This window comes from Planifilum fulgidum (genome assembly GCF_900113175.1).
Taxonomy (GTDB): domain Bacteria; phylum Bacillota; class Bacilli; order Thermoactinomycetales; family DSM-44946; genus Planifilum; species Planifilum fulgidum.
Map to the genome: position 1 here is coordinate 12,768 of NZ_FOOK01000033.1, position 21,339 is coordinate 34,106.

Sequence of the window (21,339 nt, forward strand, 5' to 3'; positions counted from 1 at the left end):
GGGAAATAATTATGGCAAAATGGAAACTTGATTTTGATGACTTCCATCCAACTACTATCATCGATCCCAATTGGGATCAAATTAGCCAGCAATTAGATCGTTTAGATGGAGAGAGCTTAAACAACCTTTCTTTAACTCGAATTGGGAAAGGATCTGAACGTCGCTACATCGTTACCTATCAACCGGAGAACGATAATGATGCTGTAACATTGGTTGATCCATCGCTTTCAGGTCCACCAATTGAACTGACTGTTCAATCCACAGTCAAATTACCGGCAGAGTTTTGTGTAAAAAAACCATTGATGAAACAAGCATTTAAACGGAAAAATTGGCAAACGAACTTGTTTGGGAATCATAAAGAGGAATTGGCCCCAAGATGATGGACGTAGATGGATACACATCGATCTGCGCGGCGGCCAAAGTCAAGGTATGCCGAAGCCCCCGCCCGGCAATTCGAGATGTTCAATATAAACGTTTTTCAATTCCTGAGAGAACGAAAGGGCGGTTTTCACCACGTCCTGGATAGGTTCGAAAGTTGTTGGTACAATCCAGTCCGCAGATAGAAAGAAATTATGCTGGATTGGATCCGGGAAGACAGCAAAGTCGGGGAAAGGGGAATTGAAAATGGACATTTTTGATGAATGTATTGAGGCATTAAGAAATGAGGGTGAGGTTATTGTTTTATCTGAGGAGGAATCAAATGAGGTATTAAAAGAATTTAAAGAAAATATTCCTTTGGATTGGTTTGTCGGGAAAGTTGATTTCAACCGAATACCACGTAAGAAAGAGATAGTAGATGATGAGGACATCTTGGAGGAGTTGCAAAAAAATAATGTCGATGTGAATGAGCAAGTATATGTTTTCTGGTTTAATGCAGACTTGCCAGTTATTCAAACTTCGATTAAAAATATCATTCAAGTTTTCGATGAGGTTATATCCGTAGACTTTGATACTTGGATCTTTTGTCCAAAGGAAAGGTACGTTGTGGAGTATTATCATGAGGGGGAGACCTTCTTGGGGTTCTACTAAGGCAGAGGGAGCCGGTTTTTCTGTTCAGCGATGTATCTCTCATGTCGATATAACAGGAGCAGAGGCTTCCATGAAGGGGTTTTTTAAAGCTTGGAAACGTCTGTACCGAAGTTTCGGCTGGGCCTGCAGGAACTTTCCAACGATGGTGTATGCAGTGGGAGAAGATATTGGGTTTGGAACCCTAAAGTCTTTTACTGCCAAAGGGTGAGGAGAGTTAATCATGTTTCATGTGCAAACGTATATATACTTTCCCATTGTCCGTCATAAATTTACTTCTTTTCCCACGAGGATACCTGTGGATGATACGGTCACATTGAGAAGAGCGAAACCCTATCTGGATCTTGATAGGTTTGAAGGTTACATTGAATTGACTTACTATGGACAACCGATCCTTACCCACAAATTGGGGGATTTTATTATAGATTACTGGTGTTATTTGGTGGAAGCTCTTGAAGACTATATAAAAAAAGGATCAGGACGAATGTATTTGCCTGATCAGCCGATACCGATTGAATTTGAAGAGAAAGGATTGAATTGGGTGTTAATGATAGTTGGTGAGGCAGGGGAATATGGGAAGTGGTTGTTACCCAGAGAAGAATTAATAAAAGCTCTGATAAAGGGGGCTGTTCGGTTTTTTAAAGGGTTATACGATGCATTTGGCAATGATAATGTTGGACAAAATTATTTTAAGGGATTGTACAAAGAATTTTTGGAAATCAATAAACGATATTTCGGCAATTAAATTGTATTTTAAATTCAAGCCAATTCGGGAATCGTGCCGAGGAAAAATCCAGATGATGTTTCAAGACAATCCGGTGCTGTCACTTCGATGTGGCGGGCATCCCAATGATTCCATGAAAGTGTTTTTTTCCATCATCAAGTCCCTTGACAAGGGGACTTCCCCTTTTTCCTCCTGAGTGGTCGGTCCAAGCTGCAAGTGGCGGTCTCCAGTTCGGAAGGCTTTCACTCACCCCAAAGTTTTTGATCATAATAGTCCACCGTCAGGGAGATATAATCGGGAGCGCCCAGATCGGTTTTCAAGAACGAATCCAAATGAACATGATCGTGATATCTTCCAGGATCCGAAAATCGGGGACCTGTCCGGGCCAAGTCGATAAAACTTCCGATCATGTAGCGAAACACCCGGAAGCTCCCCACCAGAAACAGGGTTTCGAACCGCTTCTCCGCATGGAGCCGGTCGTGGGGGCGTTCATGCCATAGGCGGTCGAAGTCGCGGGGGAGGGGGTTCAAACTGCGGGCGATGTCGGATCTCACCGAGGCGGCATCGATCGAGTGCAGTTTTCCCCTTTTTAACCGGGAGCGGATGCGTTTCCAATCCTTCAGGGGGAATTGCAAATGGTGATGCAGAAGGACGAGATCCAACCCCTTTTCCAACCCCTGCCGTTTCAGATAGTGGGACAGGGGGTTTTTCCGGGTTGGTAGGTAAATCAGAGATCCGCGGCACCGGGCTGCCACGGACCAAAGCCACCCCAGTCTCTGGAGATCCTGTCGGTTGCTGAAAATAACAAAGTCATTGTCGCCTGTCCTGTCGACGATAAAGGTGTGGGTAAGCGGTTCTGCCGGAGTAAGTACGCGCGCCGGTCCTGCCCGGTATTCGATGAGACGAAAGCTTCTGGAAGACAAAAACATCACCTCTTGGTTTCATACGCTGACTTGCGGGATTGAATTTTTTCCCGGGGCGGGCGCTGGTGACACGGGGGTTCGGATCTGTCGCGCTTCAAACTTTGCTGCTCCCTCTCTTTGGGGCATTCCGCCGCCCGGTGCAGGCTCGTCTTTCTTTCATGAGCATTCAATCTGTTCTCCGTGTTGCGCAGGTAAAAGATTTCATGAAACAGGATCAAGGCGGTTCCCCAAGGCTTGTACTCCCGGCGCGGCCCTCCTTCAAAGGGGGAAGGGGGCCGATGCGTATCCCGGAGGCGGTGCGGCGCCATGCCATCGGCTGAAAAACAGACGCCTCACCCCTTTTCGGGGGAGGCGGTGCGGCAAACGATCCCGCATCACAATGACATCCGCAGAATTTGCAGGACATCCTCCCGTTCCAAGGGACGAAGGCGGCCGAAGGGTCCGGCGTGCATCGCCTTGTCGGCCAGAATGTCCAGCGCATCCTCGCCGATGCCGTAGTCGGCAAGGCGGGCCGGGGCGCCGAGGTCGCTCCAAAAGGCGCGCAAGCGACGGATTCCCTCGAGGGCGATCTCCCGTTCTTCTTTTCCGGCCGGATTCACGCCGAAAACGCGGGTGGCCAATGGGAGGAATTTGCCGATGGCGATTCCCTTTTCCGCCATGTAGCGCATCCAGTTGGGGAACAGGATGGCAAGTCCGGCGCCGTGGGGAATGTCGTAGACCGCCGAGACGGCGTGTTCCAGGTTGTGGGTTGCCCAATCCCCCCTCATGCCCATTTTGAGCACGCCGTTTAAAGCCATCGTTCCGCAGAGCATGATGGTTTCCCGGTATTCGTAGTTTTCCAGGTCGCTTACCAGTTTGGGCGCCGTTTCGATCACCGTCGTCAGGATGGACTCGGCGAACCGTTCCTGCAGGGGAACATTGGGAGACGGGCTGAAGTATTCTTCAAGGGCGTGGCACATCATGTCGACGATGCCGTACACCGTCTGTTCTTTCGGAACGGTGAAGGTGTGAACCGGGTCCAGGATGGAAAACCGGGGATAGACCAGCGGGGATCCCCAGCCGATCTTTTCCTTGGTTTCCCAGTTGGTGATCACCGAAATGTGGTTCATCTCCGAGCCGGTCGCTGCGTGGGTAAGCACCGTTCCCAGGGGAAGGGCGTCTGAAGGCTCCGCCTTCCGGGTGATGATCTCCCATACGTCCCCGTCGTATTTGGCCCCGACGGCGATCGCCTTGGTGCAGTCGATGACGCTTCCGCCCCCCACCGCCAGGAGGAAATCGATTCCCTTCGAGCGGCAGATTTCCACGCCCCGATGGACGGTGGAAAGGCGCGGGTTGGGTTCCACCCCGGGGAGCTCGTGCACTTCGGCGCCGATCTCATTCAAAAGGGACAAGGTCTTTTGATAAATGCCGTTTCGCTTGATGCTTCCCCCTCCATAGACGAGCAGGATCTTCCCGCCGCGGGGGAGTTCGGTTTTCAACGCTTCCAGCTGGCCTTTTCCGAAGATCAATTTGGTGGGATTGCGAAATACGAAGGAATCCACCCTGTTTCACCTCATCCCGTCTTTCTTTTAAAATAAGCATATACCAAACGCCAGGGGAGCATAAACATGGCCAAATTGAGGGGACCGATAAACCAGAAGGTGTAAAACGGCATTCTTCCGATCAGCAAACTGCGCAGAAGAACGCCCAAGGGACCGGCAATCACCAGGGTCAACAAAGTGCTTTTGAAGGCCCGCCCGGTGCTTTCGACGGAAGCGGGTTTAAAAATGCCGGTCAGCGCGCCGACAATCAGCCAGGCGGCGGCGAAGGGAAGAGTGGTGTTCAGCAGCAATGAGGGATCGAGGGCCATGTGATGGCTGAGTCTTCCGACTGCGGAAAACAACAGAATGATCGCCAAATCGACGATCACGAGAATGGAGGTTGTTTTCTGGTTCATCCCCTTTCCTCCTTTCACAGGTTCATCTTCCAGTATAGCGAAAATGGATGGGCAGCGGCGGCTGTGTCCTTGTCAATTGCCTAAACGTTTGCATTGTCTTCACGGATGCGTCCTTTGGAATCGGGTTTTTTCCTTGCAAGGAAAAGGGAAGGTGTATTGGGGGACATGGGTCGGGGGAGATACGTCGCGAAAGGGGGAGGAAACGAAACGCCGGACGCAAAATGGGAGAGGACAACATGGATTGGAAATTAATAGAACCTTTGCTGAAAGAAATCCGCATAGAGGCCCATCCGGAAAATCAGCCCGTCAACATCCTATCCGTCCCGCCGCCTTTGAAAGTGGCGGGCGCGGGCACCGATGCCGTGGTGGTTCGCCATCCCGATTTTCCGCCATTGGCATTCAAGGTGTATGCCGAGGGTCGAAGACAGGCCAAGGAGAATGAATATGCCGCCTACCGGCGCCTGGGACGGTCTCCCTATTTCCCGGTTTGTTACGGGAAGGGGAGTTTTTATCTGGTGCTGAGTTACGAAGAGGGACCCACCCTTTATGACTGCCTGGTCAAAGGGATTCCCATACCGGAGCAGGCGATCGACGATGTGGAAAAGGCCCGGACCTATGCCCGTCAGGCGGGGCTCAATCCCCGCGACATTCACCTGAAAAATGTGTTGCTGCAGAGGGGACGCGCCAAACTGCTGGATGTTTCCGAATACGTAAAGCCCGGGAATGACGGGCGTTGGGACCACCTGGTCCAGGCATACCGGAGATTTTATCCTTTGATCGCCGGACGGAGGATTCCCGTCTGGCTGCTCGAGATGGTGAAGAAGGCTTATTACCGCCAAGTCGCGGGGGATTTTTCCGTCAGCGATTTCGGACGGCGGTTTTTGCCGTTCATCAAGAGGTGATCACGGAGCGGGGAATGTCCCTTCCCCGCTTTTTTCATGCGGAAAAGGGATGAAGGGGATTTGGAGGCTCTGGACACGGGCTTTTCCACGGAATGGTTGACAAGTCGGAAGTGAAATGCACGGCTTTTAACACCGCGGTTCAAGGGCGTGCCGGTTTGAGGGAAAATGCCGAAAAAAATGTTCGGAACCACCCCGCGGAGATAAGTAAAGGGGTTCTTCCGGAAGGAGTTGTAAGGAAATTGTATAAGTACTAAAAATAGTTAAATCCCTTTTGGAGGTTGCTTAAGTGAAACGTTGGCGCAAGTGTCTGACGGGATTGCTGGCTGTCGGTTTGGCGTCGGGCATTATTGCCTGTTCAACGCAGGAGGCGACGGAGGATTCTTCCGGAAAAAAGGAATATACGATCACTTCGCTGGATTTCTTGTATGAGGATATCCCGCCGAAGGACGGGGAAGGCGTGCGGATGATCGAGGAGAAGTTCAATGTGGAATACCGCAGGGAATACGGCATTTACACGGATTATTTGGAAAAACTTTCGGCCCGCATGGCTTCCGGGGATATCCCCGACGTCATCGGCTTTGAATCCCAGATCGATCGGGCGAATTTCTTCCGGTGGGCCAAGCAGGGGGCTTTCCTCCCGCTGAACGAGTACATTGGCGATTATCCCACCTTGAAAGCCGTCCCGCAGGAAGTGTGGAACGCCGTCACGGTGGATGGGAAAATTTATGCCATCCCCAAATATTTTCCGAAAAAATACCTGAACACGCCGGTCATCCGCCAGGATTGGCTGGACAATCTCGGTTTGAAAATGCCCACCAACTATGAAGAGTTGAAGGAAGTGGCCATTGCCTTCGCCAAGAACGATCCCGACGGAAACGGCAAGGACGATACGTACGGGATGGTGCTGGGAAAAGATCTGTGGCCCCAATACGCTTTCGGCGCGTACTGGGATATGAACGCATGGTATCACCAAAACGGACGGGGGCAATACGTGCCCGGCGTCATCACCGAGCAGTGGAAGGAGTCCATCCGGATGATGCGGGATCTGTACCGGGAGGGGGCGATTCCCAAAGATTTCGCAGTGTATGATCCCGTCGAGGCCGCGAAGATGTTTTATGCGGGAAAGGCGGGAATCTTCGTCCGGGGTCCCGTGGAGATGCCGGAAGCGAACATGGAGGCGCTGCAGAAGATCCATCCGGAAGCCGATCTTTCCCCCATTCCACCCTTTGAAGCTCCCGATGGTTCAAAGGGGTATACCGCCGGGTCCGGGTATTACACGATGAACGCCCTTTCCGCCAAACTGAAGGATGAACCCGGAAAGGTGCGACGGATTTTGGAAATCATCGACTTCGGGCGCCGGTTTTACTCCTGGAAGGAAAGAAATCCGGACAACGAAGATTTCGATTGGATGTACGGACACGAAGGGAAAGGGTATCACATGGTGGATGGACGGCCGGTCGTTACGGAGCGGACCGAGGGGCTGGCCCCGTGGCACTATCTCCTTGACAACAAAATGTGGGCTCCGAACGACGAGGCGAACCGTTATTCCCTGACCTACAAAAACAGCGCCTTCAAGGAACTGGCCGAAGAATTGGAGAAAATGCACGCGGAAACCCGCCACTATTTAAATCCGATCCATCAGGTGTATTCCGAGACCGAAGCGCGGATCGGACTGGAGATCACCCGGAATCTGTTGAATGAACAGGCCAAAATGATCACCGGGGATCTGCCCCTGTCCGAATGGGATCGAATCGTTCGCAGGTATCTGGAGAACGGGGGACAGCAAATAATCGAAGAAGTCAACCGGGAGATGAAGGTAAAAAACGTCCAGCCCCGTTGGGAATAGCATGGGGAAAGCTCGTCTTCGGGCGAAGGGGAAAATGGCGTTCCCTTTCCCCGACGTGCGGGCAGGGCGCGAAAACCTTTTCCGCGAAAAAGGACTGACGCAAAGCTTCCCGCAAAAATGACGGGTCCCCTGCCTCGGGAGAAGGGCAAGGGACCATCGTGTCTTCCCGCGGACCGGGGGTTTTCTCATACAGCGGGCCCTTTTCTTACACCCGGTGGGACAGCTTCTCGCCGTCCCAGGTGTAGCGGACGTTTTGGCCGCTGATCACCGTTTCCAGATGGACGGAGCGCCCCCACAGGCGATGGACCAACGGAAGCGTCTTGGCGATGTAACGGGTGTCCAGCTCCGTTCCGTCGTAGCGGTGGAGCAGGTAGAGTTCCCCCCGGTTTTGATAGTTGTCGTCACAGGCCACGATGTAGGGATATCCCCCGTTGATGCGGGAACGGATGAGGTGTTCCCGCACTTCCTCCACGTCCTTGGAGGTGATTTTCCATTGGTCGCCGCTGCGGCGGAAGACGAAGAGATCCATCTCCTCGGCCAGTTCTTTGTTCAGATAGTTGCGCAGGAAGGAAACGTCGGATTCGGTGGCCCGGATGTCGAAAATGGCTTCCCGGCCCAGGTTCCGGTCCAACCAGACGAACATTTTCCATCCCAACAGATAGGGATTGATCCCCGTTACCGGGGGCTGGATGAGCCGGGCGTGCATGGCGGCGAATTCGACGGCCTCCTCTTCATCGAGGTCCATCTCCCGCAGGATCTGCACGTGCCAGAAGGTGGCCCATCCCTCGTTCATGATCTTGGTTTCCAGCTGGGGCCAGAAGTACAGCATCTCATCCCGAAGCCGGTACATGATTTCCCTTTCCCAGTCTTCCAGGACGGGCGAACGGTCGGCGATGAAGCGGACGACATCTTTTTCTTCCTTTTGCGGCCGCCCAGAGTCCGAGGCGGAATGCCTTGCCGCACCGTCGTCGCGGGGAGAGTCGGCGAAACGGTTTCGCCGGCCGTCGTCCGGTTCCTCCTGAAGCCGCGGACGGTAACCGGTGGGTGTGCCGTCCCGGAAGACGGCGTGGGGGTCGACGTGTTCGTTGATGGACAGGACGGCGTCCAGGAAGCTTTCCACGGTTTTTCGCCCGTATTGTTCTTCCCAGGCGCGGATGCGGCGGGCGGTGACCGCCATGCTTTCCACCATGTTCCGGTTGGTGAGGGAAAAATAGGCGTTGTTTTTGAAAAAGTCGCTGTGGGCCAGAACGTGGGCGACGATCAGCTTGTTCTGAAGCAGGGAGTTGGACTCCAGCAGAAAGGCGTAACAGGGATCGGAGTTGATCACCAGCTCGTAGATTTTGCTCAGGCCGAAGTCGTAATCGGTTTTCATCCGGTAATAGGCTTTGCCGAAGCTCCAGTGGGAAAACCGGGTGGGCATTCCGTAGGCGCCGATGGAGTAGAGGATGTCCGGCGGAGTGATTTCGTATCGCATCGGGAAAAAATCGAGCCCGGCGGCCACGGCCCGATCCGTGATCTCTTCAATCGCCCGTTCCAGCAGCTCCATGTCACGGGGTTGCATGCCGGCTCCCCCCTTCGCTGCCGGCGCGGGAGAAAAACCGCTTCAAAGCCGGATGGATGTCTTCCTTGGATCGGAAAGTGGCCGTGACAAAGGCCGGATGCTGGATGGATCGCATGTGTTGCATCAGGGTGTTGGAGCGGGCGTTGGGGTTGATTTCACCGTATCCGACGCGGTTGCATTTTTCGATGAGCCGCCGGGTCAGTTCCACGGCCGGATCGTTGTCGCTGGGCAGATTGTCTCCGTCGGTGAAATGGTAGGCGTACAGGTTGTACCGTTGCGCCGGATAGCGGGTTTCGATCAGCCGGAGGGCCAATTCGTACACCGAGGAACAGCGGGTTCCCCCGCTTTCGACCCGGTGGAAGAACTGTTCCTCCGTCACCTGCATCGCTTCGGTGTGATGGGCCAGGAAGACGGTTTCCACGTGGGGATACCGGGTCTTGAGGAATTTGACCATCCAGTGGAAAAAGGCCCTGGCCATCCACTTCTGGAAGGTTCCCATGGAGCCGGAGGTGTCCATCATGGCAAAGACGGCGGCCTTGGATTGGGGCAGTTCCTTTTCGTCCCAGGTTTTGAACCGCAGGTCCTCCGGCCGGAAGGTCGGGGTGGCGCTTCCCTCCCGCAGGGAGCGCTTGAGGCTTTCCAGGTAGGTTCGCTTTTTGTCCAGATTCCCCATCAGTCCCCGTTTGCGGATGTCGTCGAAGACCGGGCGCGCTGCGGGGAGTTGGTCCTGCTCCTTGTGCTTCAGATCGGGCAGTTCCCATCCCTCGAAGACGATGGCGGCCAGTTCTTCCTCCGAAACTTCCGCTTCATAGATGTCTTCGCCGGGCTGGTCGCCGGCGCCGGGACCCTGGCCGGCGCCGGGGGACGCCCTGCCGAGGACGTCGCCGGGCCGGGCCGTTCCGTCCCCTTGGCCGACGTGGGTCTGTTTGTCCCGGTTGAAGCGGAAGCGAACTTCTTCCAGGGTGCGGATCGGCACTTTCACTTTTTGGCCGTTCCGGTTGAGGATGATCGATTCTTCGGAGATCAAATCGGAGAGGTTTTCACGGATCGCCTCCCGAACTCTTTCTTGGTGGCGCAGCTGGTCCAGTTCGCCTTTCCGGTGAAGGGACCAGTCCTCCCGGGAAAGGAGAAACAGACGCTTTGCCGTCATGGCGCATCCCTCCCTTGGGGTCAACGGTTGAGCAGACTGCCCACATAGGTCAGCAGGTCGTTGGCGCAGACGGCGCAGTATCCGTGATGATCGATCAGCCGGGAGATGACCTCGTTCACCCGCTTCAGTTGGGTTTCATCCGGAGTTTTGCTGGAGGTGGTGATTTTCACCACGTCCTTCAGGTCGCTGAACAGTTTTTTCTCGATGGCTTCCTTCAAGCGCGGGTGGGAGGTGTAATCGAAGGTTTTGCCCTTGCGGGCGTAATAGGAGATGCGGATCAGGATCTCCTCCCGGAAGGCCCGTTTGCCGTTTTCCGTGATGCCGATCTGCTCTTCGATGGACCGCATCAGTTTTTCGTCGGGATCAAGAATCTCGCCGGTCAGGGGGTCCTTCAGCCTGTGGCCGCCGCAGTAGGCCTCCACGTTGTCCAGGTAGTTGTTGAGCAGTGTGCGCGCCGATTCCTCGAAGGAGTAGACAAAGGCCTTCTGGACCTCGTTTTTGGCCACCTCGTCGTATTCCGCCCGGGCGACGGAAATCAGATTGAGGGCCTGCTCCTTCTCTTCGGGGGTGATGGACGGATGTTGGTCCAGACCTTTTTTGAGGGAGCGGAGGATGTCCAGGGCGTTGATGCAGTTTTTCCCGCCTTCGATCAGGGCGCTGGAGATCCGGTTCATCACGTAGCGGGGGTCGATCCCCGACATCCCTTCGTCGGGAAACTCCTTTTTCAATTCCTCCACCTGTTTGGCGGAGACCCCTTCCACTTCCTGTCCGTCGTACAGGCGCATTTTTTTCAGGCGGTCCATGTTGGGCTGCTTGGAATCCTTCAGCCGGGTCAGGACGGAGAAAACGGCTGCCGTCCACAGGGCGTGGGGGGCGATGTGCACCCCTTTCAGATTGCTTTGGCGGATCATCTTGCGGTAAATCCGTTCCTCCTGGCTCACCCGCAGGTTGTAGGGGACCTTGATGACGATGATCCGCGAGTGGAGGGCCTCGTTTTTCTTGTTGCTGATGAAATGGCGATATTCCGTCTCGTTCGTGTGGGCGATCACCAGCTCATCGGCGGAGATGAGGGCGAAGCGGCCTGCCTTGAAATTGCCTTCCTGGGTCAGGGAAAGCAGGTTCCACAGGAACTTTTCATCGCACTTGAGCATTTCCTGAAATTCCATCATTCCCCGGTTGGCGATGTTCAGTTCGCCGTCAAACCGGTAAGCCCGGGGATCCGATTCGGATCCGTAGGTGGCGATGGTGGAGAAATCGATGCTTCCGGTCAATTCGGAAATGTCCTGGGATTTGGGATCGGAGGGGGCGAAGGTGCCGATGCCCACCCGCCGCTCTTCGGAAAACAGGACGCGCTCCACCGGAACCCGGGCGATGTCCCCTTTCCACTCGGTGTCCAGGCGATGACGGCACACGGGACAAAGGGTTCCCTCGATCTGTATGCCATACTCTTCGGAAAATTCACCCCTTAACTCTTCCGGAATCAGGTGCAGGGGTTCCTCGTGCATGGGACACCCTTTGATTCCGTAAACGGCTCCGGCATCGGTGCGGGTGTACTTTTCCAATCCTCGTTTCAGCAGGGAAACGATCGTGGATTTCCCACCGCTGACGGGTCCCATCAGGAGCAACAACCGCTTGCGGACGTCCAGCCGCTCCGCCGCGGGTTGAAAGTATTCTTCCACCAGGGTTTGGATGGTTTCCTCCAACCCGAAGAGTTCTTCGCTGAAAAATTTGTAGATACGACGTTCGCCGGACTCCTCCACCCCGGCGTCCCGGATCATCCGATAGATGCGGGCGTGGGCGTGCTGGGCGATATGGGGCCGCTCTTTCACCATTTCCAGGTAGTCCTGGAACGTGCCTTCCCATTTCAGCGCCGCCTCCTGCCGCTGATAAACGCTCAGTTTGTCCAAAAACGCCATGGGTCTTCACCTCTTTTTGGTTTCCCGCTGCACGGACGGGCTGTCCACAAGCTCCCATCCCCGGCCCCACAGGCCTTTTCCCGGGAGGGGAAAGCAGCCGCGACGGTGTGAGCGGCAGCGGAACGATCCGGCGGAAGGCAAGATCTTCCGTTACTACTATTATTCCCTTATTTTCGTAAATCAAAAATAGTTTGTTTCTTCCAATCTGTTTAATACGCCAAAAAAGGAAATATTTTTCAGATGCGTTAAGTGCCGTCGGAATCGGGCTCGGGGCAGGGGGAGGTTCCGCCCGCGCTTCCGCTTTTTTTAAAGGAATCGTCCGCCCGCAAAGGTTTTACGGACGTTTTTTCCCCTTCTTGCCCTGAACATTCCCTGAGAAGTGCGATACAATAAGGGTGCAACAAGAGCGAAAGGGGATGGCAAGGGTGGAAAATCCGAGCCGGGAAGAAATCAAACGGATACTGGAGACGAAGCGGCGGATCGCCGTCGTCGGTCTTTCGGACAATCCGGAGCGCACCTCTTATCAGGTGTCCAAAGCCATGCAGGAGGCGGGATATGAGATCATTCCGGTCAACCCGAGGATCAAAGAAGCCCTGGGTGTTCCGGCTGTCGGTTCCCTGAAGGAAATCGAAGGCCATGTGGATATCGTCAACGTTTTTCGGCGGAGCGAATATCTTCCGGAAATTGCCCGCGAGGCGGTGGAAATCGGAGCCGATGTGCTGTGGGCCCAGCTGGGGGTTGTCAACGAAGAGGCGTACCAATACGCGAAATCCCACGGCATGACGGTGATCATGGACCGCTGCATCAAAGTGGAACACGCCATTTTGATCGGCAAGCGGTGATCATGTCCCGGAGATGAAAGGAGAAGGGAAATTGCGCGTTTTGATCGCTCCCGACTCGTTTAAGGGAAGCATGAGCAGCCGGGAGGCGGGTGAGCGGATGGCCGCCGGTCTGCGCGCAGCCCTTTCCTCGGCGGAGGTGGAACAGGTTCTTCTGGCCGACGGCGGGGAGGGAACGGTGGATGCCCTGGTCCGGGCCTGCGGAGGGAAGAAGGTGTTTCTCCGGGTGACGGGGCCCTTGGGGGATCCGGTGGAGGCGGCCTACGGTTTGCTGGCTGACGGCAGGGTGGTGCTGGAGGTGGCGGCGGCGTCGGGGCTGCCGCTGGTCCCGGAAGGGAAGCGGGATCCGTGGCGGGCGACCTCCCGGGGAACGGGGGAGCTTTTGCGCCACGCCTTGAAGCACAATCCTCCCGAGATCGTGATCGGCTTGGGCGGCAGCGCCACGGTGGACGGAGGGATCGGTCTCCTGCAGGCGCTGGGGGTGCGCTTCCTCGATCGGGAGGGACGGGACGTGCCTGCGGGGGGACAGGCGCTCGGCCTGGTGGAGCGGATCGACGCTTCCGGGATCGATCCCCGGATTTTTCACACGCGGATCGTTGCAGCCTGCGATGTGGACAACCCGCTCACGGGTCCCGAAGGGGCGGTGCCCGTCTTCGCCCCCCAGAAGGGAGCCGGACCTGAGGTGCTTTCCCGGCTGGCGGCGGGGATGGAGCATTATGCCCGACAGCTGGACGCCGCCGGAAAACCGGTTTCCCGCCTTCCGGGGGGAGGGGCGGCCGGGGGAGTGGGCGCCGCTCTCGCCGCCCTCTGCGGGGCGGAGCTCGTTTCCGGCTTTCCTCTGATCGCCCGGGTGATGGCCCTTGAGGAGAAAATCGCCGTCAGCGATCTCGTCTTGACGGGCGAAGGACGCATGGACGGCCAGTCCCTCCACGGGAAGGCGCCGGTGGGATTGGCCCGGATGGCCAAGCGGCACGAGGTGCCCGTCGTCGCCTTCGCCGGAGCCGTCGGCGAGGATGCGGAGCGGCTTCATCGGGAGGGATTCGCGGCGGTGCTGCCCATCGTCGACGGGCCGATCCCGTTGGAGGAAGCCATGAGGCGGGGCGGGGAACTGCTGGAGCGGTCCGTCTACCGCTTTTTTCGGGGAGCGGCCGCCATCGGCCGGTTGCTGGACCGGTCTTCTCCGCCGGAAGAAGAGAGTGCCCGCATCCATGATCTGTGAAGGGGACTTTTGCCATCGTTTTCCCCGTCGCCCAAACCGTGCTATAATGGGAAGAACTGTTAAGGGATCATCAAGGGGGTTTTCAGCGTGCCCGCCGAGCAGACCAAACAATTGTGCAGGCTGGCGAAGGACCGGTTGAAAGAGGCGATTCGCCTGCTGGAGGATTTTTTGAACTATACCCACATTCCCCGACTGATGGAGGAAACGCCGGAATCGGAAAAGGAAGGAATGGAGGAGTATTACCGGGAATATTTGTCGGACCTTCGGGTGCTTTTGGTATCCTGTCAGGTGGCCTATGAGAAGGTCAGTCTGGTGTTGCGCCGCGCCACCTTCAAACGGGAATTTGCGGAAAAAGTGTTGAGTGAAATTGTCCACGGCTGCATCTACAATTTCTATTACCCGCGCAACGAAGTATATGAAGAGGACGGCCGCTATTGCTACACCCAACAGGAGGCGATCAAGTTCCGGCGTCAACCGGCCGAATCCCTGCGCAAACTGACGATCGATCTGTCCCGCATTTTTGAAATCCTGCGCGATGAATTGGATTATTACGAAACCGACTACATCACCCGGCTGCGGATGTTGAAGATGGACTGAGGTCGCGGGTGTTTCCGAAGGGATGCCACATGAGGGATGCCACATGCTGTGGGCCCTTTTTTTTCCGGATTTGTCGAAAATCCGTGACAAAATTTGTCGGATACGGTACAATCAAATGGAGCGGTGGTCTTTGCACGGTTTCATCGAGGGAAGAGGGGGAATCGAAATGTCCGGATCCGGGATGACACTCCAGCACGATTTAAAATTTTATCCGTCGGACAAGCCGTTGGCGGAGAACGACTATCGGCGGGAGAAAGAACGGATTTTGCGGAAGGTTTCATCGGACCCGAACCCAGACCACTATCTGGAGCTGGCTCAGCTGGAGTACCGCAGGGGATTGTACGAGGAATCCAAGAAAGCGGTGGAGAAAGCGCTTCAGGAACGTCCGGACTTCCCGGAGGGCGAGCTTTTCTTGTCGAAAATCCTGGAGAAGATGGACAGGGAAGCAGAAGCGGAACAAGCCTTTCTCAAGCTGATGGAACGGCATCCCTCCTACAGTTGCGCATACCGGGAATACGCCCGGTTTCTGCTGGAGAAAAAAGAGCAGACCCACCGCGCGGAATGCCTTTTGCTGCGCGGATTGGAGCTGAATCCGCAGGACGGTCTCGCCCATGCGCTTCTGGCTGAAATTTATGCGCAAACCGGCCGCGAAAGGCAGGCCGTGCTCCACCTGCGCATCGCTTCCCGCCGTGACGGAGACACCTATTTGCACCAGAGCTGCGGCAAGGTATTTTTTCAGATGGGGAAATACAGCGAGGCGGCGGAGCAGTTCCGCCTCGCCTTGATGGCCGATCCCCGAAACAAGACGGCGAGAAGCCAATTGAAGCTGGTTTTGAAATTGCAAAGAAAAGGAATTCTTTCTTTGGCAAAAATTCCATGGCTGAGAAGAAGCAATCCGGCGGGAGAAAGGTAAAATCGCAATCCTTTTGAAAAAAACATCAGGCAAACATCGACAAATTTCGTTCTTTGTGCTATGATATTCGTGTAGGCGGGTTGATCTCCTCGCTTACTACCACGCTTCTAAACTCCTTAATCTTGACCCTCTTTCACTTGGACCAGGGCGGCTTATCCTGGTCTTTTGTTTTTATACCACCTTTTCTGTAACAAATAACCCCTTTCAACCATTTTGTTTTTTAAAAATATTGCCCCCGCACGACTCCTTCATTGACGTTCCCGTCAAACCTTCAGTAATCTGAAAGAGAGGAAACCCTCACCATGAGGTTGGAAGGGGGAGAACTGGGATGGGGGACAACGACTATTTCGTGCTGCGGGGATCCGTCGTCCTGGCCGACGGGATTCTGGAAGAGGGGATGGTGGTGATTCGGGGGGAACGGATCGCATATGTGGGACCGCCGCTGTCCCGATTCACGGATCCCCGGAGGGAGTTTTCCGTCTCCGGTTATATTTGGCCCGGACTGATCGATCTTCATGTGCACGGAGCCGGGGGAGCGGACGTGATGGACGCCACTCCGAAATCCCTGGCGACGATTTCCCGGACGCTGGTTCGACACGGCGTGACCGGATTTTTGGCGACGACGGTGACCATGCCGAAACATCGGCTTGAGCAGGTATTCCATACCGTGGCGGAGGTGGCCTCTTCCCTGGAGGGAGCCCGGGTGCTGGGAATCCACCTGGAGGGCCCCTGGATTTGTCCTCGCCATCGGGGAGCGCAAAATCCCGAATACATCGTCGATCCCGATCCGGAGGAGGCGATGTGGGCGCTGAAAAATTCCAGGGGAATGCTGCGCGTCGTAACGATGGCTCCCGAACGCCCGAAGGGATTGGAGACGGTCCGCCTCCTCTCGTCCAAGGGGGTGATCGTTTCCATCGGCCATACCGGGGCCACCTACGAACAGGCCCTGTCGGCGATTGACGCGGGCGCCTCCCAGGTGACCCACTGCTTCAACGGGATGACCGGCCTGCACCATCGGAGCCCGGGGGTGGCCGGAGCCGCGCTGACGGAAGATCGCCTCTACGCGGAGCTGATCGCCGACGGGTTCCACGTCCACCCGGCGGTGATCAAACTTTTGGCCACATTGAAGGGAGACAGCGACAAACTGATTCTCATTTCCGACGGCATCCGGGCCGTCGGAATGCCGGACGGGGAATACGAATTGGGCGGCCTGCCGGTGTTTGCCCGGGAGGGGAAGGTGGTTCTGGCCGACGGCAGCCTCGCCGGCAGCCTGCTCACCCTGGACCGGGCTGTGCGGAACATGGTGGAATTCACCGGCATGCCGCTTTGGAAGGCGGTACGGATGGCTTCCCTCGTCCCTGCCCGCCGCTTGGGATTGGACGGGGATCTGGGCAGCCTGGAGACGGGAAAACGCGCCGACCTCGTGGTGACGGACGAATCGTGCCATGTGTTGAAGGTGTGGATCCGCGGAAAGTGCGTCTATGACCGGGAAACCTCCTACGATTGATCTCTTATTGCACGGACATCCGCTCGCGTTTCAGAGAAACTTGCGAAGATCCCGCTATCTGCGGCGGGATTTGAGACGGCCGTCTTTCCCCGCTTGGGAATCGGGGGCGATTTCTCGCCTTCGAGGCGGATCGCCCGACGAAAAATCGCTCTTTCCGGGCACTTTGCCAACAGCCTGAAATCCCGCCTCCTACGGCGGGATTTTTTTTCTATCAGAGGGGGCACCATTTGTCGGGCAGGACAATACACTATAACAGAGCCATGTCAGATAGGGGAGCAAAGGGGGGAAAACCTTGAGAGGTCGCTGTTGGACAAAAAAAGAGGATCAAATATTGGCGGAGACCGTTTTGCGCCACGTGCGCGAAGGAAGCACGCAGCTGGAAGCCTTTGAAGAAGTGGCGCGCAAATTGGGGAGAACACCCGGAGCGTGCGGATTCCGGTGGAACGCCGTGGTCCGGCGCAGGGAAGAAAAAAATTTCCTCGAGGCGAAAAAGCAGCGGCTCGCCAAACATTTCAAAAATAGACGGACGGATACGGTCGATTCCCTCAAACATCTGATTCAGATGCTTCGTCGGCACGAAAAGGAGTTCCATGCCTTGGTGGATCACGTCAATCAATTGGGAAAGCAATTGGAAGAGAAGGAGAGGGAGTATGAACGGCTCGCCGAGGAGAATCGCCGGCTGACCGAACAGCTGGAAACGGTGGACCGGCTCAGGGAACTATTGACGGAGCGGTATTCCGAATTGTTCCAACTGCTCAGCAGTGTCCGTCCGGACAAGGAACCCGACGGCGATGCCGTGGTGCACGCGATTTCCTCCGCCGCGGAATCTTCGGAAGGGAAGACGGATGCGGACACGGGGGAAAAAAATCGAACATAAATTGAAGGAAACATGAAGCCGAAAGGGTGTTATCTTTGAACGAAACCCGTCGGCAGGCCGGTCGGGACCGAAGGCGCGGAACCGAAAAAACTCCCCGATCATTGAAGCCCGCGGTGTCGCAGGCGCGCCAGGGCATGGACAGATGGGATCTTAAAAGGCTCGCCGAACGAATGGAGCAGCTGGAGAAGAAACAGCGCCTGCTCGTCGCGGAAGCCGCCCGTCTGCGGGAGGAGAACCGCTTCCTCCGGAAGGAAGTGAAAATCCTGGGGGACGTGGTGCTGGAAGTTTACCATTTTTTGTACCAGCTGCTGGGAAAAAAGCCGCCGGACGGCCGGATCCATTCGAGGGCGGATCGGTCCTGACCGCCGCAGGACGCGGAGTTCCTTTGCCCGGGCAGAGGAAGAGGCCCCTTTAACCGCTGGAGACGCTGGGCCGTCATCCCGCGGCTTTTTTGTCGGCGGGACGGTGCGAAATTGGGCGGGCGGGCTTGGGCAAAAGCAGTTGTCATGTGCTGCGCTCCCACATAAGTTGAAAGGAGCCAATCACAGATGGGAGGAATAGCGGGCATGGCAAACAAGGGCCCTTCCGTGAAGGAATTGACCCAGATGATCAATTCGGTTCTGGGCCAGTCGGTGCTCACGGAACAACAGATGAACCAGATTCTTCAAGGCGCGAAAAAAGCCCACCAGCAGGGGGGGATGGGTGCGGTCCTGGATTACCTGATGAGGGTGACCCAGGTCGATGTGAGCAAACAGGAACTGAAACAGTTTGCCGATTCGATCCGGTCCAATCCGAAGGTGGGAATGGACATTCTTCAGGGGAAGCGGTCTCCCGGTTCGGTCGGGAGAAAGCGGCGCAGATGACTGAGAAGGGGCCGTCATCCGGCGATGACGTCCCCGTTTTTTTGTGCTAAGGGCCGCATCGCCTTTCATAAGCCCCGGGCCAATGATCCATACTATGATCAGCTTGGAAAAAGGAGGGAACAGGTTGGAGCAGCTGACCCAGATGGAGCTTCTTCAGGTGCAGGAACTGCTGAAGGTGGAGGAGCTGGCTTCCCGGAAGTATCAGCGGTATGCCGAGCAGTGCAAGGATGACGAACTGAAGCGGATGTTCCGGGAAGCCTCCGACCTGCACCGGCAGCACATGGACACGCTGGTGCAGGAGATGCGCCGGCACAGCGGAAGAGCGGACAGGTCCCACTGATCGCGGATAGCCGGGGGAAAGATCCCTTGCAGGAGGGAGGTTGTCCAAATGGATTTTTTGGAACGGGAAATGGCTCAGGATATGCTGCTGATGGAAAAGCAGCTGACGCAATCCTACACCACGGCGGAGACGGAATGCGCCAACGAGGGCCTGCGGAAAACGTTGCACCGGCTCCACGAGGATACGGAATCGATGCATGCCCGGTTGTTTCACGCGATGCATCAGCGGGGATGGTACCAGACGCCGGTTGCCGGACAGCAGGCGATTGAAACGGCCATTCTCTCCTGGGAGCAGAAGGAGTTGAGGGGAGAACGGCGGGAAACCCCGCGATGATGCGTAGAGGTTTTGCCCGCGTGGACGGTTTTCGAGGGAAAGGAGGGATCCGATGATCTCTTGGCTGATGCACCGCATGACCAATGTGGTGGTGGACGCAATCGTCAACCGGGTGCTGCAGGACCCCTATACCGAGAATCTGTTTTCTTTCCTCACCATCGCCCAGAAACTGACGCCGCGGGCTATCGTGGAGGCGGGGATGCGGGCGGAATCGGGAAAACCCCTGGAACGCCCCCTGGGCAGTCCGGTGGTTTTGTCCCCCTGGGAGAAGCTGCTGTTCAATCCCGTTCACCTGTACCGTCTTCCCACCCCCGACGGGGTGCAGATTGCGACGGAGGTGACGATCGGCCCGAGGGCCCGGAGGCCCTTGACGCTGGAGATCCCGGTGTTGATTTCCGGAATGTCCTACGGCGGCGCCCTCGGATTGAAGGCCAAGATCGCCCTGGCCCGCGGCGCCTCCCTGGCCGGGACGGCCACCAATTCCGGAGAGGCGCCCTTGATCGAAGAAGAGCGGAAGGAAGCCAAGTTCTTCATCGGCCAGTACAACCGGGGCGGGTGGATGAACACGGATGAGCAATTGAAGCGGCTGGATGCCATTGAAATCCAATTGGGGCAGGGGGCTCAGGCGGCGGCGCCGATGGGCACCCGTTCCTGGCAGATCGATGAAACCTTCCGGAAACGGTTCAACCTGGCCGAGGGGGAAGACGCCCGGATCCACACCCGCCTGCCGGGGATGAACCGGGTGGAGGATTTTCCGCCGCTGGTCCGGGAGCTTCGGGAGCGTTACGGCGTCCCGGTGGGACTGAAAACCTGCGCCACCCACTATCTGGAGCGCGAGATTGATGTGGCGCTGGAGGGGGGAATCGACTATATCGTCGTGGACGGTGCGGAAGCGGGAACCCACGGCGGGCCGACGATCCTTCAGGATGATGTGGGTTTGCCCACCCTGCACGCCCTGGCCCGAACCGTCCGCCATCTGGAGCGGCGGGGCGTGAAGCGGGATGTGTCGGTGATCGCCGCCGGGGGATTGACGACGCCGGGCCATTTTCTCAAGGCGATGGCTCTCGGGGCGGATGCCGTCTACATCGGTTCGATCGCCCTGGTGGCGATGCTCCAAACCCAGATGAACATCGCCTCCCCCTTTGAACCTCCGGTTCAGACGGTTTTGTACCACGGGAAGTTCAAAGAGGACATCGATGTGGAAAAGGGAGCGGAGCACCTGGCCAAATTTCTCAAATCCTGCGTCGAGGAAATGAAAATGGTGGCTTACGCCCTGGGCAAGACGGATCTCAATCAGATCGACCGGAGCGACCTGGTCTGCGTCGATCGGGAGCTGGCCCGCCTTCTGGGTGTCGACTACGCGGGGCTGCCCCGGGAGGAGCAACATCTGGCCTGGACGGAAGAGAAGGATCCCTGGGATTTTGCCAAACCCATTTCGGGAGAGCCCGGGCGGGCGAGGGAGGCCGAGGCCCCGCCGCCGGTTCATTGAAAAAACCCTGCGGTCCGTGGTCAAGCCCCAAAAATGTAGACACGTAAAAACACCCGGCTTATGCGGCGTGCTGACGCCTGTATTCTACAGGCGTCAGCTTGTTTAATTTCAGTTGAAGCCGCTCCTCGTTGTAAAAACGAATATACCTTTGAATTAGGATTTGAGCCTGCTCAGTATCTTGGATATGATGGTGTTGGAGAGCTTCTGTCTTTAAGTGGGAGAAGAAGCTCTCGATTGGGGCATTGTCCAAGCAATTGCCTCTTCTTGACATGCTGGATCTGAGGCCAAACTGAGCTAGCATGTGATGGTAGTCATGGGACGTGTACTGGAAACCACGGTCACTGTGAAGGATGGTTCCAGACACGTCCGCTCTTTTTT

At 56.2% G+C, this 21,339-nt stretch carries 23 protein-coding genes; 16 read left to right on the forward strand and 7 right to left on the reverse strand.

Annotated features, from left to right (window positions below; all coding sequences use genetic code 11):
* Window positions 1–11 precede the first annotated feature (11 nt).
* The 3 genes from BM063_RS17385 (at window position 12) to BM063_RS14650 (ending at window position 1,771) form a co-directional block, all read left to right on the forward strand.
* The gene (locus BM063_RS17385; RefSeq protein ID WP_143085380.1) at window positions 12–380 is read left to right on the forward strand and encodes a hypothetical protein; all 369 of its coding nucleotides are present in this window, start codon (window positions 12–14) and stop codon (window positions 378–380) included.
* Between the two features lie 244 nt (window positions 381–624).
* On the forward strand, window positions 625–1,029 hold the full coding sequence (locus BM063_RS14645) for a CDI toxin immunity protein (protein WP_092040636.1): 405 nt from the start codon (window positions 625–627) through the stop codon (window positions 1,027–1,029).
* A gap of 220 nt (window positions 1,030–1,249) precedes the next feature.
* Window positions 1,250–1,771, forward strand: a complete 522-nt coding sequence (locus BM063_RS14650; protein ID WP_092040639.1) for a hypothetical protein — start codon at window positions 1,250–1,252, stop codon at window positions 1,769–1,771.
* 221 nt (window positions 1,772–1,992) lie between these two features.
* On the opposite strand, the gene BM063_RS14655 is transcribed toward BM063_RS14650, so the two are convergent.
* The 3 genes from BM063_RS14655 to BM063_RS14670 all read right to left on the reverse strand — a co-directional run bounded on the left by BM063_RS14655 (window position 1,993) and on the right by BM063_RS14670 (window position 4,609).
* Complete coding sequence (locus tag BM063_RS14655) at window positions 1,993–2,505, reverse strand: hypothetical protein (RefSeq protein WP_092040642.1); 513 nt, start codon at window positions 2,503–2,505, stop codon at window positions 1,993–1,995.
* A 542-nt stretch (window positions 2,506–3,047) separates the two neighbouring features.
* Entirely contained in the window at window positions 3,048–4,214 is a 1,167-nt protein-coding gene (locus BM063_RS14665; RefSeq protein WP_092040647.1) for an iron-containing alcohol dehydrogenase, read from the reverse strand.
* Between the two features lie 11 nt (window positions 4,215–4,225).
* Entirely contained in the window at window positions 4,226–4,609 is a 384-nt protein-coding gene (locus BM063_RS14670) for a DUF3054 domain-containing protein (protein WP_092040650.1), read from the reverse strand.
* A 236-nt stretch (window positions 4,610–4,845) separates the two neighbouring features.
* Between BM063_RS14670 and BM063_RS14675 the strand changes: the two genes are divergently transcribed.
* Together BM063_RS14675 and BM063_RS14680 are read left to right on the forward strand one after the other, a co-directional pair.
* Complete coding sequence (locus BM063_RS14675; protein ID WP_143085381.1) at window positions 4,846–5,511, forward strand: protein kinase family protein; 666 nt, start codon at window positions 4,846–4,848, stop codon at window positions 5,509–5,511.
* Window positions 5,512–5,797: 286 nt separating this feature from the next.
* Complete coding sequence (locus BM063_RS14680) at window positions 5,798–7,357, forward strand: extracellular solute-binding protein (protein WP_092040655.1); 1,560 nt, start codon at window positions 5,798–5,800, stop codon at window positions 7,355–7,357.
* A gap of 205 nt (window positions 7,358–7,562) precedes the next feature.
* On the opposite strand, the gene BM063_RS14685 is transcribed toward BM063_RS14680, so the two are convergent.
* From BM063_RS14685 to BM063_RS14695, 3 genes are read right to left on the reverse strand one after another with little or no spacing between them, the layout of a single operon-like run.
* Window positions 7,563–8,918 carry a SpoVR family protein gene (locus tag BM063_RS14685; RefSeq protein ID WP_092040658.1) on the reverse strand — a complete coding sequence of 452 codons (1,356 nt, stop codon included), beginning with the start codon at window positions 8,916–8,918 and terminating at the stop codon, window positions 7,563–7,565.
* Window positions 8,905–10,068, reverse strand: coding sequence for a sporulation protein YhbH (yhbH, locus tag BM063_RS14690; protein WP_092040661.1), 1,164 nt, complete (start codon window positions 10,066–10,068; stop codon window positions 8,905–8,907). Before yhbH ends, BM063_RS14685 begins: the two co-directional genes overlap by 14 nt.
* Window positions 10,069–10,088: 20 nt before the next feature.
* The gene (locus BM063_RS14695) at window positions 10,089–11,984 is read right to left on the reverse strand and encodes a PrkA family serine protein kinase (protein ID WP_092040664.1); all 1,896 of its coding nucleotides are present in this window, start codon (window positions 11,982–11,984) and stop codon (window positions 10,089–10,091) included.
* A gap of 416 nt (window positions 11,985–12,400) precedes the next feature.
* Between BM063_RS14695 and BM063_RS14705 the strand changes: the two genes are divergently transcribed.
* From BM063_RS14705 to BM063_RS14755, 11 genes are all read left to right on the forward strand, one after another.
* Window positions 12,401–12,826, forward strand: coding sequence for a CoA-binding protein (locus tag BM063_RS14705; RefSeq protein WP_177199195.1), 426 nt, complete (start codon window positions 12,401–12,403; stop codon window positions 12,824–12,826).
* 31 nt (window positions 12,827–12,857) lie between these two features.
* Window positions 12,858–14,042 carry a glycerate kinase family protein gene (locus BM063_RS14710; RefSeq protein WP_177199196.1) on the forward strand — a complete coding sequence of 395 codons (1,185 nt, stop codon included), beginning with the start codon at window positions 12,858–12,860 and terminating at the stop codon, window positions 14,040–14,042.
* 87 nt (window positions 14,043–14,129) lie between these two features.
* Window positions 14,130–14,639 (forward strand): DUF3907 family protein, encoded by a 510-nt coding sequence (locus tag BM063_RS14715; protein ID WP_092040675.1) that lies wholly within the window; start codon window positions 14,130–14,132, stop codon window positions 14,637–14,639.
* Window positions 14,640–14,805: 166 nt separating this feature from the next.
* Window positions 14,806–15,552: a tetratricopeptide repeat protein gene (locus tag BM063_RS14720; protein ID WP_177199197.1), complete on the forward strand. Its 747-nt coding sequence runs from the start codon at window positions 14,806–14,808 to the stop codon at window positions 15,550–15,552.
* A 328-nt stretch (window positions 15,553–15,880) separates the two neighbouring features.
* Window positions 15,881–17,059, forward strand: coding sequence for an N-acetylglucosamine-6-phosphate deacetylase (nagA, locus tag BM063_RS14725; RefSeq protein ID WP_092040679.1), 1,179 nt, complete (start codon window positions 15,881–15,883; stop codon window positions 17,057–17,059).
* Window positions 17,060–17,351: 292 nt separating this feature from the next.
* Window positions 17,352–17,936 (forward strand): hypothetical protein, encoded by a 585-nt coding sequence (locus BM063_RS18195; RefSeq protein WP_092040681.1) that lies wholly within the window; start codon window positions 17,352–17,354, stop codon window positions 17,934–17,936.
* A gap of 134 nt (window positions 17,937–18,070) precedes the next feature.
* Window positions 18,071–18,298 carry a hypothetical protein gene (locus tag BM063_RS14735; protein WP_143085383.1) on the forward strand — a complete coding sequence of 76 codons (228 nt, stop codon included), beginning with the start codon at window positions 18,071–18,073 and terminating at the stop codon, window positions 18,296–18,298.
* A 204-nt stretch (window positions 18,299–18,502) separates the two neighbouring features.
* The gene (locus BM063_RS14740; protein ID WP_092040687.1) at window positions 18,503–18,799 is read left to right on the forward strand and encodes a hypothetical protein; all 297 of its coding nucleotides are present in this window, start codon (window positions 18,503–18,505) and stop codon (window positions 18,797–18,799) included.
* A gap of 124 nt (window positions 18,800–18,923) precedes the next feature.
* Window positions 18,924–19,139, forward strand: a complete 216-nt coding sequence (locus BM063_RS14745) for a DUF2383 domain-containing protein (protein ID WP_177199198.1) — start codon at window positions 18,924–18,926, stop codon at window positions 19,137–19,139.
* A 48-nt stretch (window positions 19,140–19,187) separates the two neighbouring features.
* Entirely contained in the window at window positions 19,188–19,472 is a 285-nt protein-coding gene (locus BM063_RS14750; protein ID WP_092040694.1) for a spore coat protein, read from the forward strand.
* Window positions 19,473–19,524: 52 nt separating this feature from the next.
* Complete coding sequence (locus BM063_RS14755; RefSeq protein ID WP_092040697.1) at window positions 19,525–20,961, forward strand: FMN-binding glutamate synthase family protein; 1,437 nt, start codon at window positions 19,525–19,527, stop codon at window positions 20,959–20,961.
* Window positions 20,962–21,019: 58 nt separating this feature from the next.
* On the opposite strand, the gene BM063_RS17875 is transcribed toward BM063_RS14755, so the two are convergent.
* Complete coding sequence (locus BM063_RS17875; protein ID WP_092040967.1) at window positions 21,020–21,262, reverse strand: IS3 family transposase; 243 nt, start codon at window positions 21,260–21,262, stop codon at window positions 21,020–21,022.
* Between the last annotated feature and the right edge of the window lie 77 nt (window positions 21,263–21,339).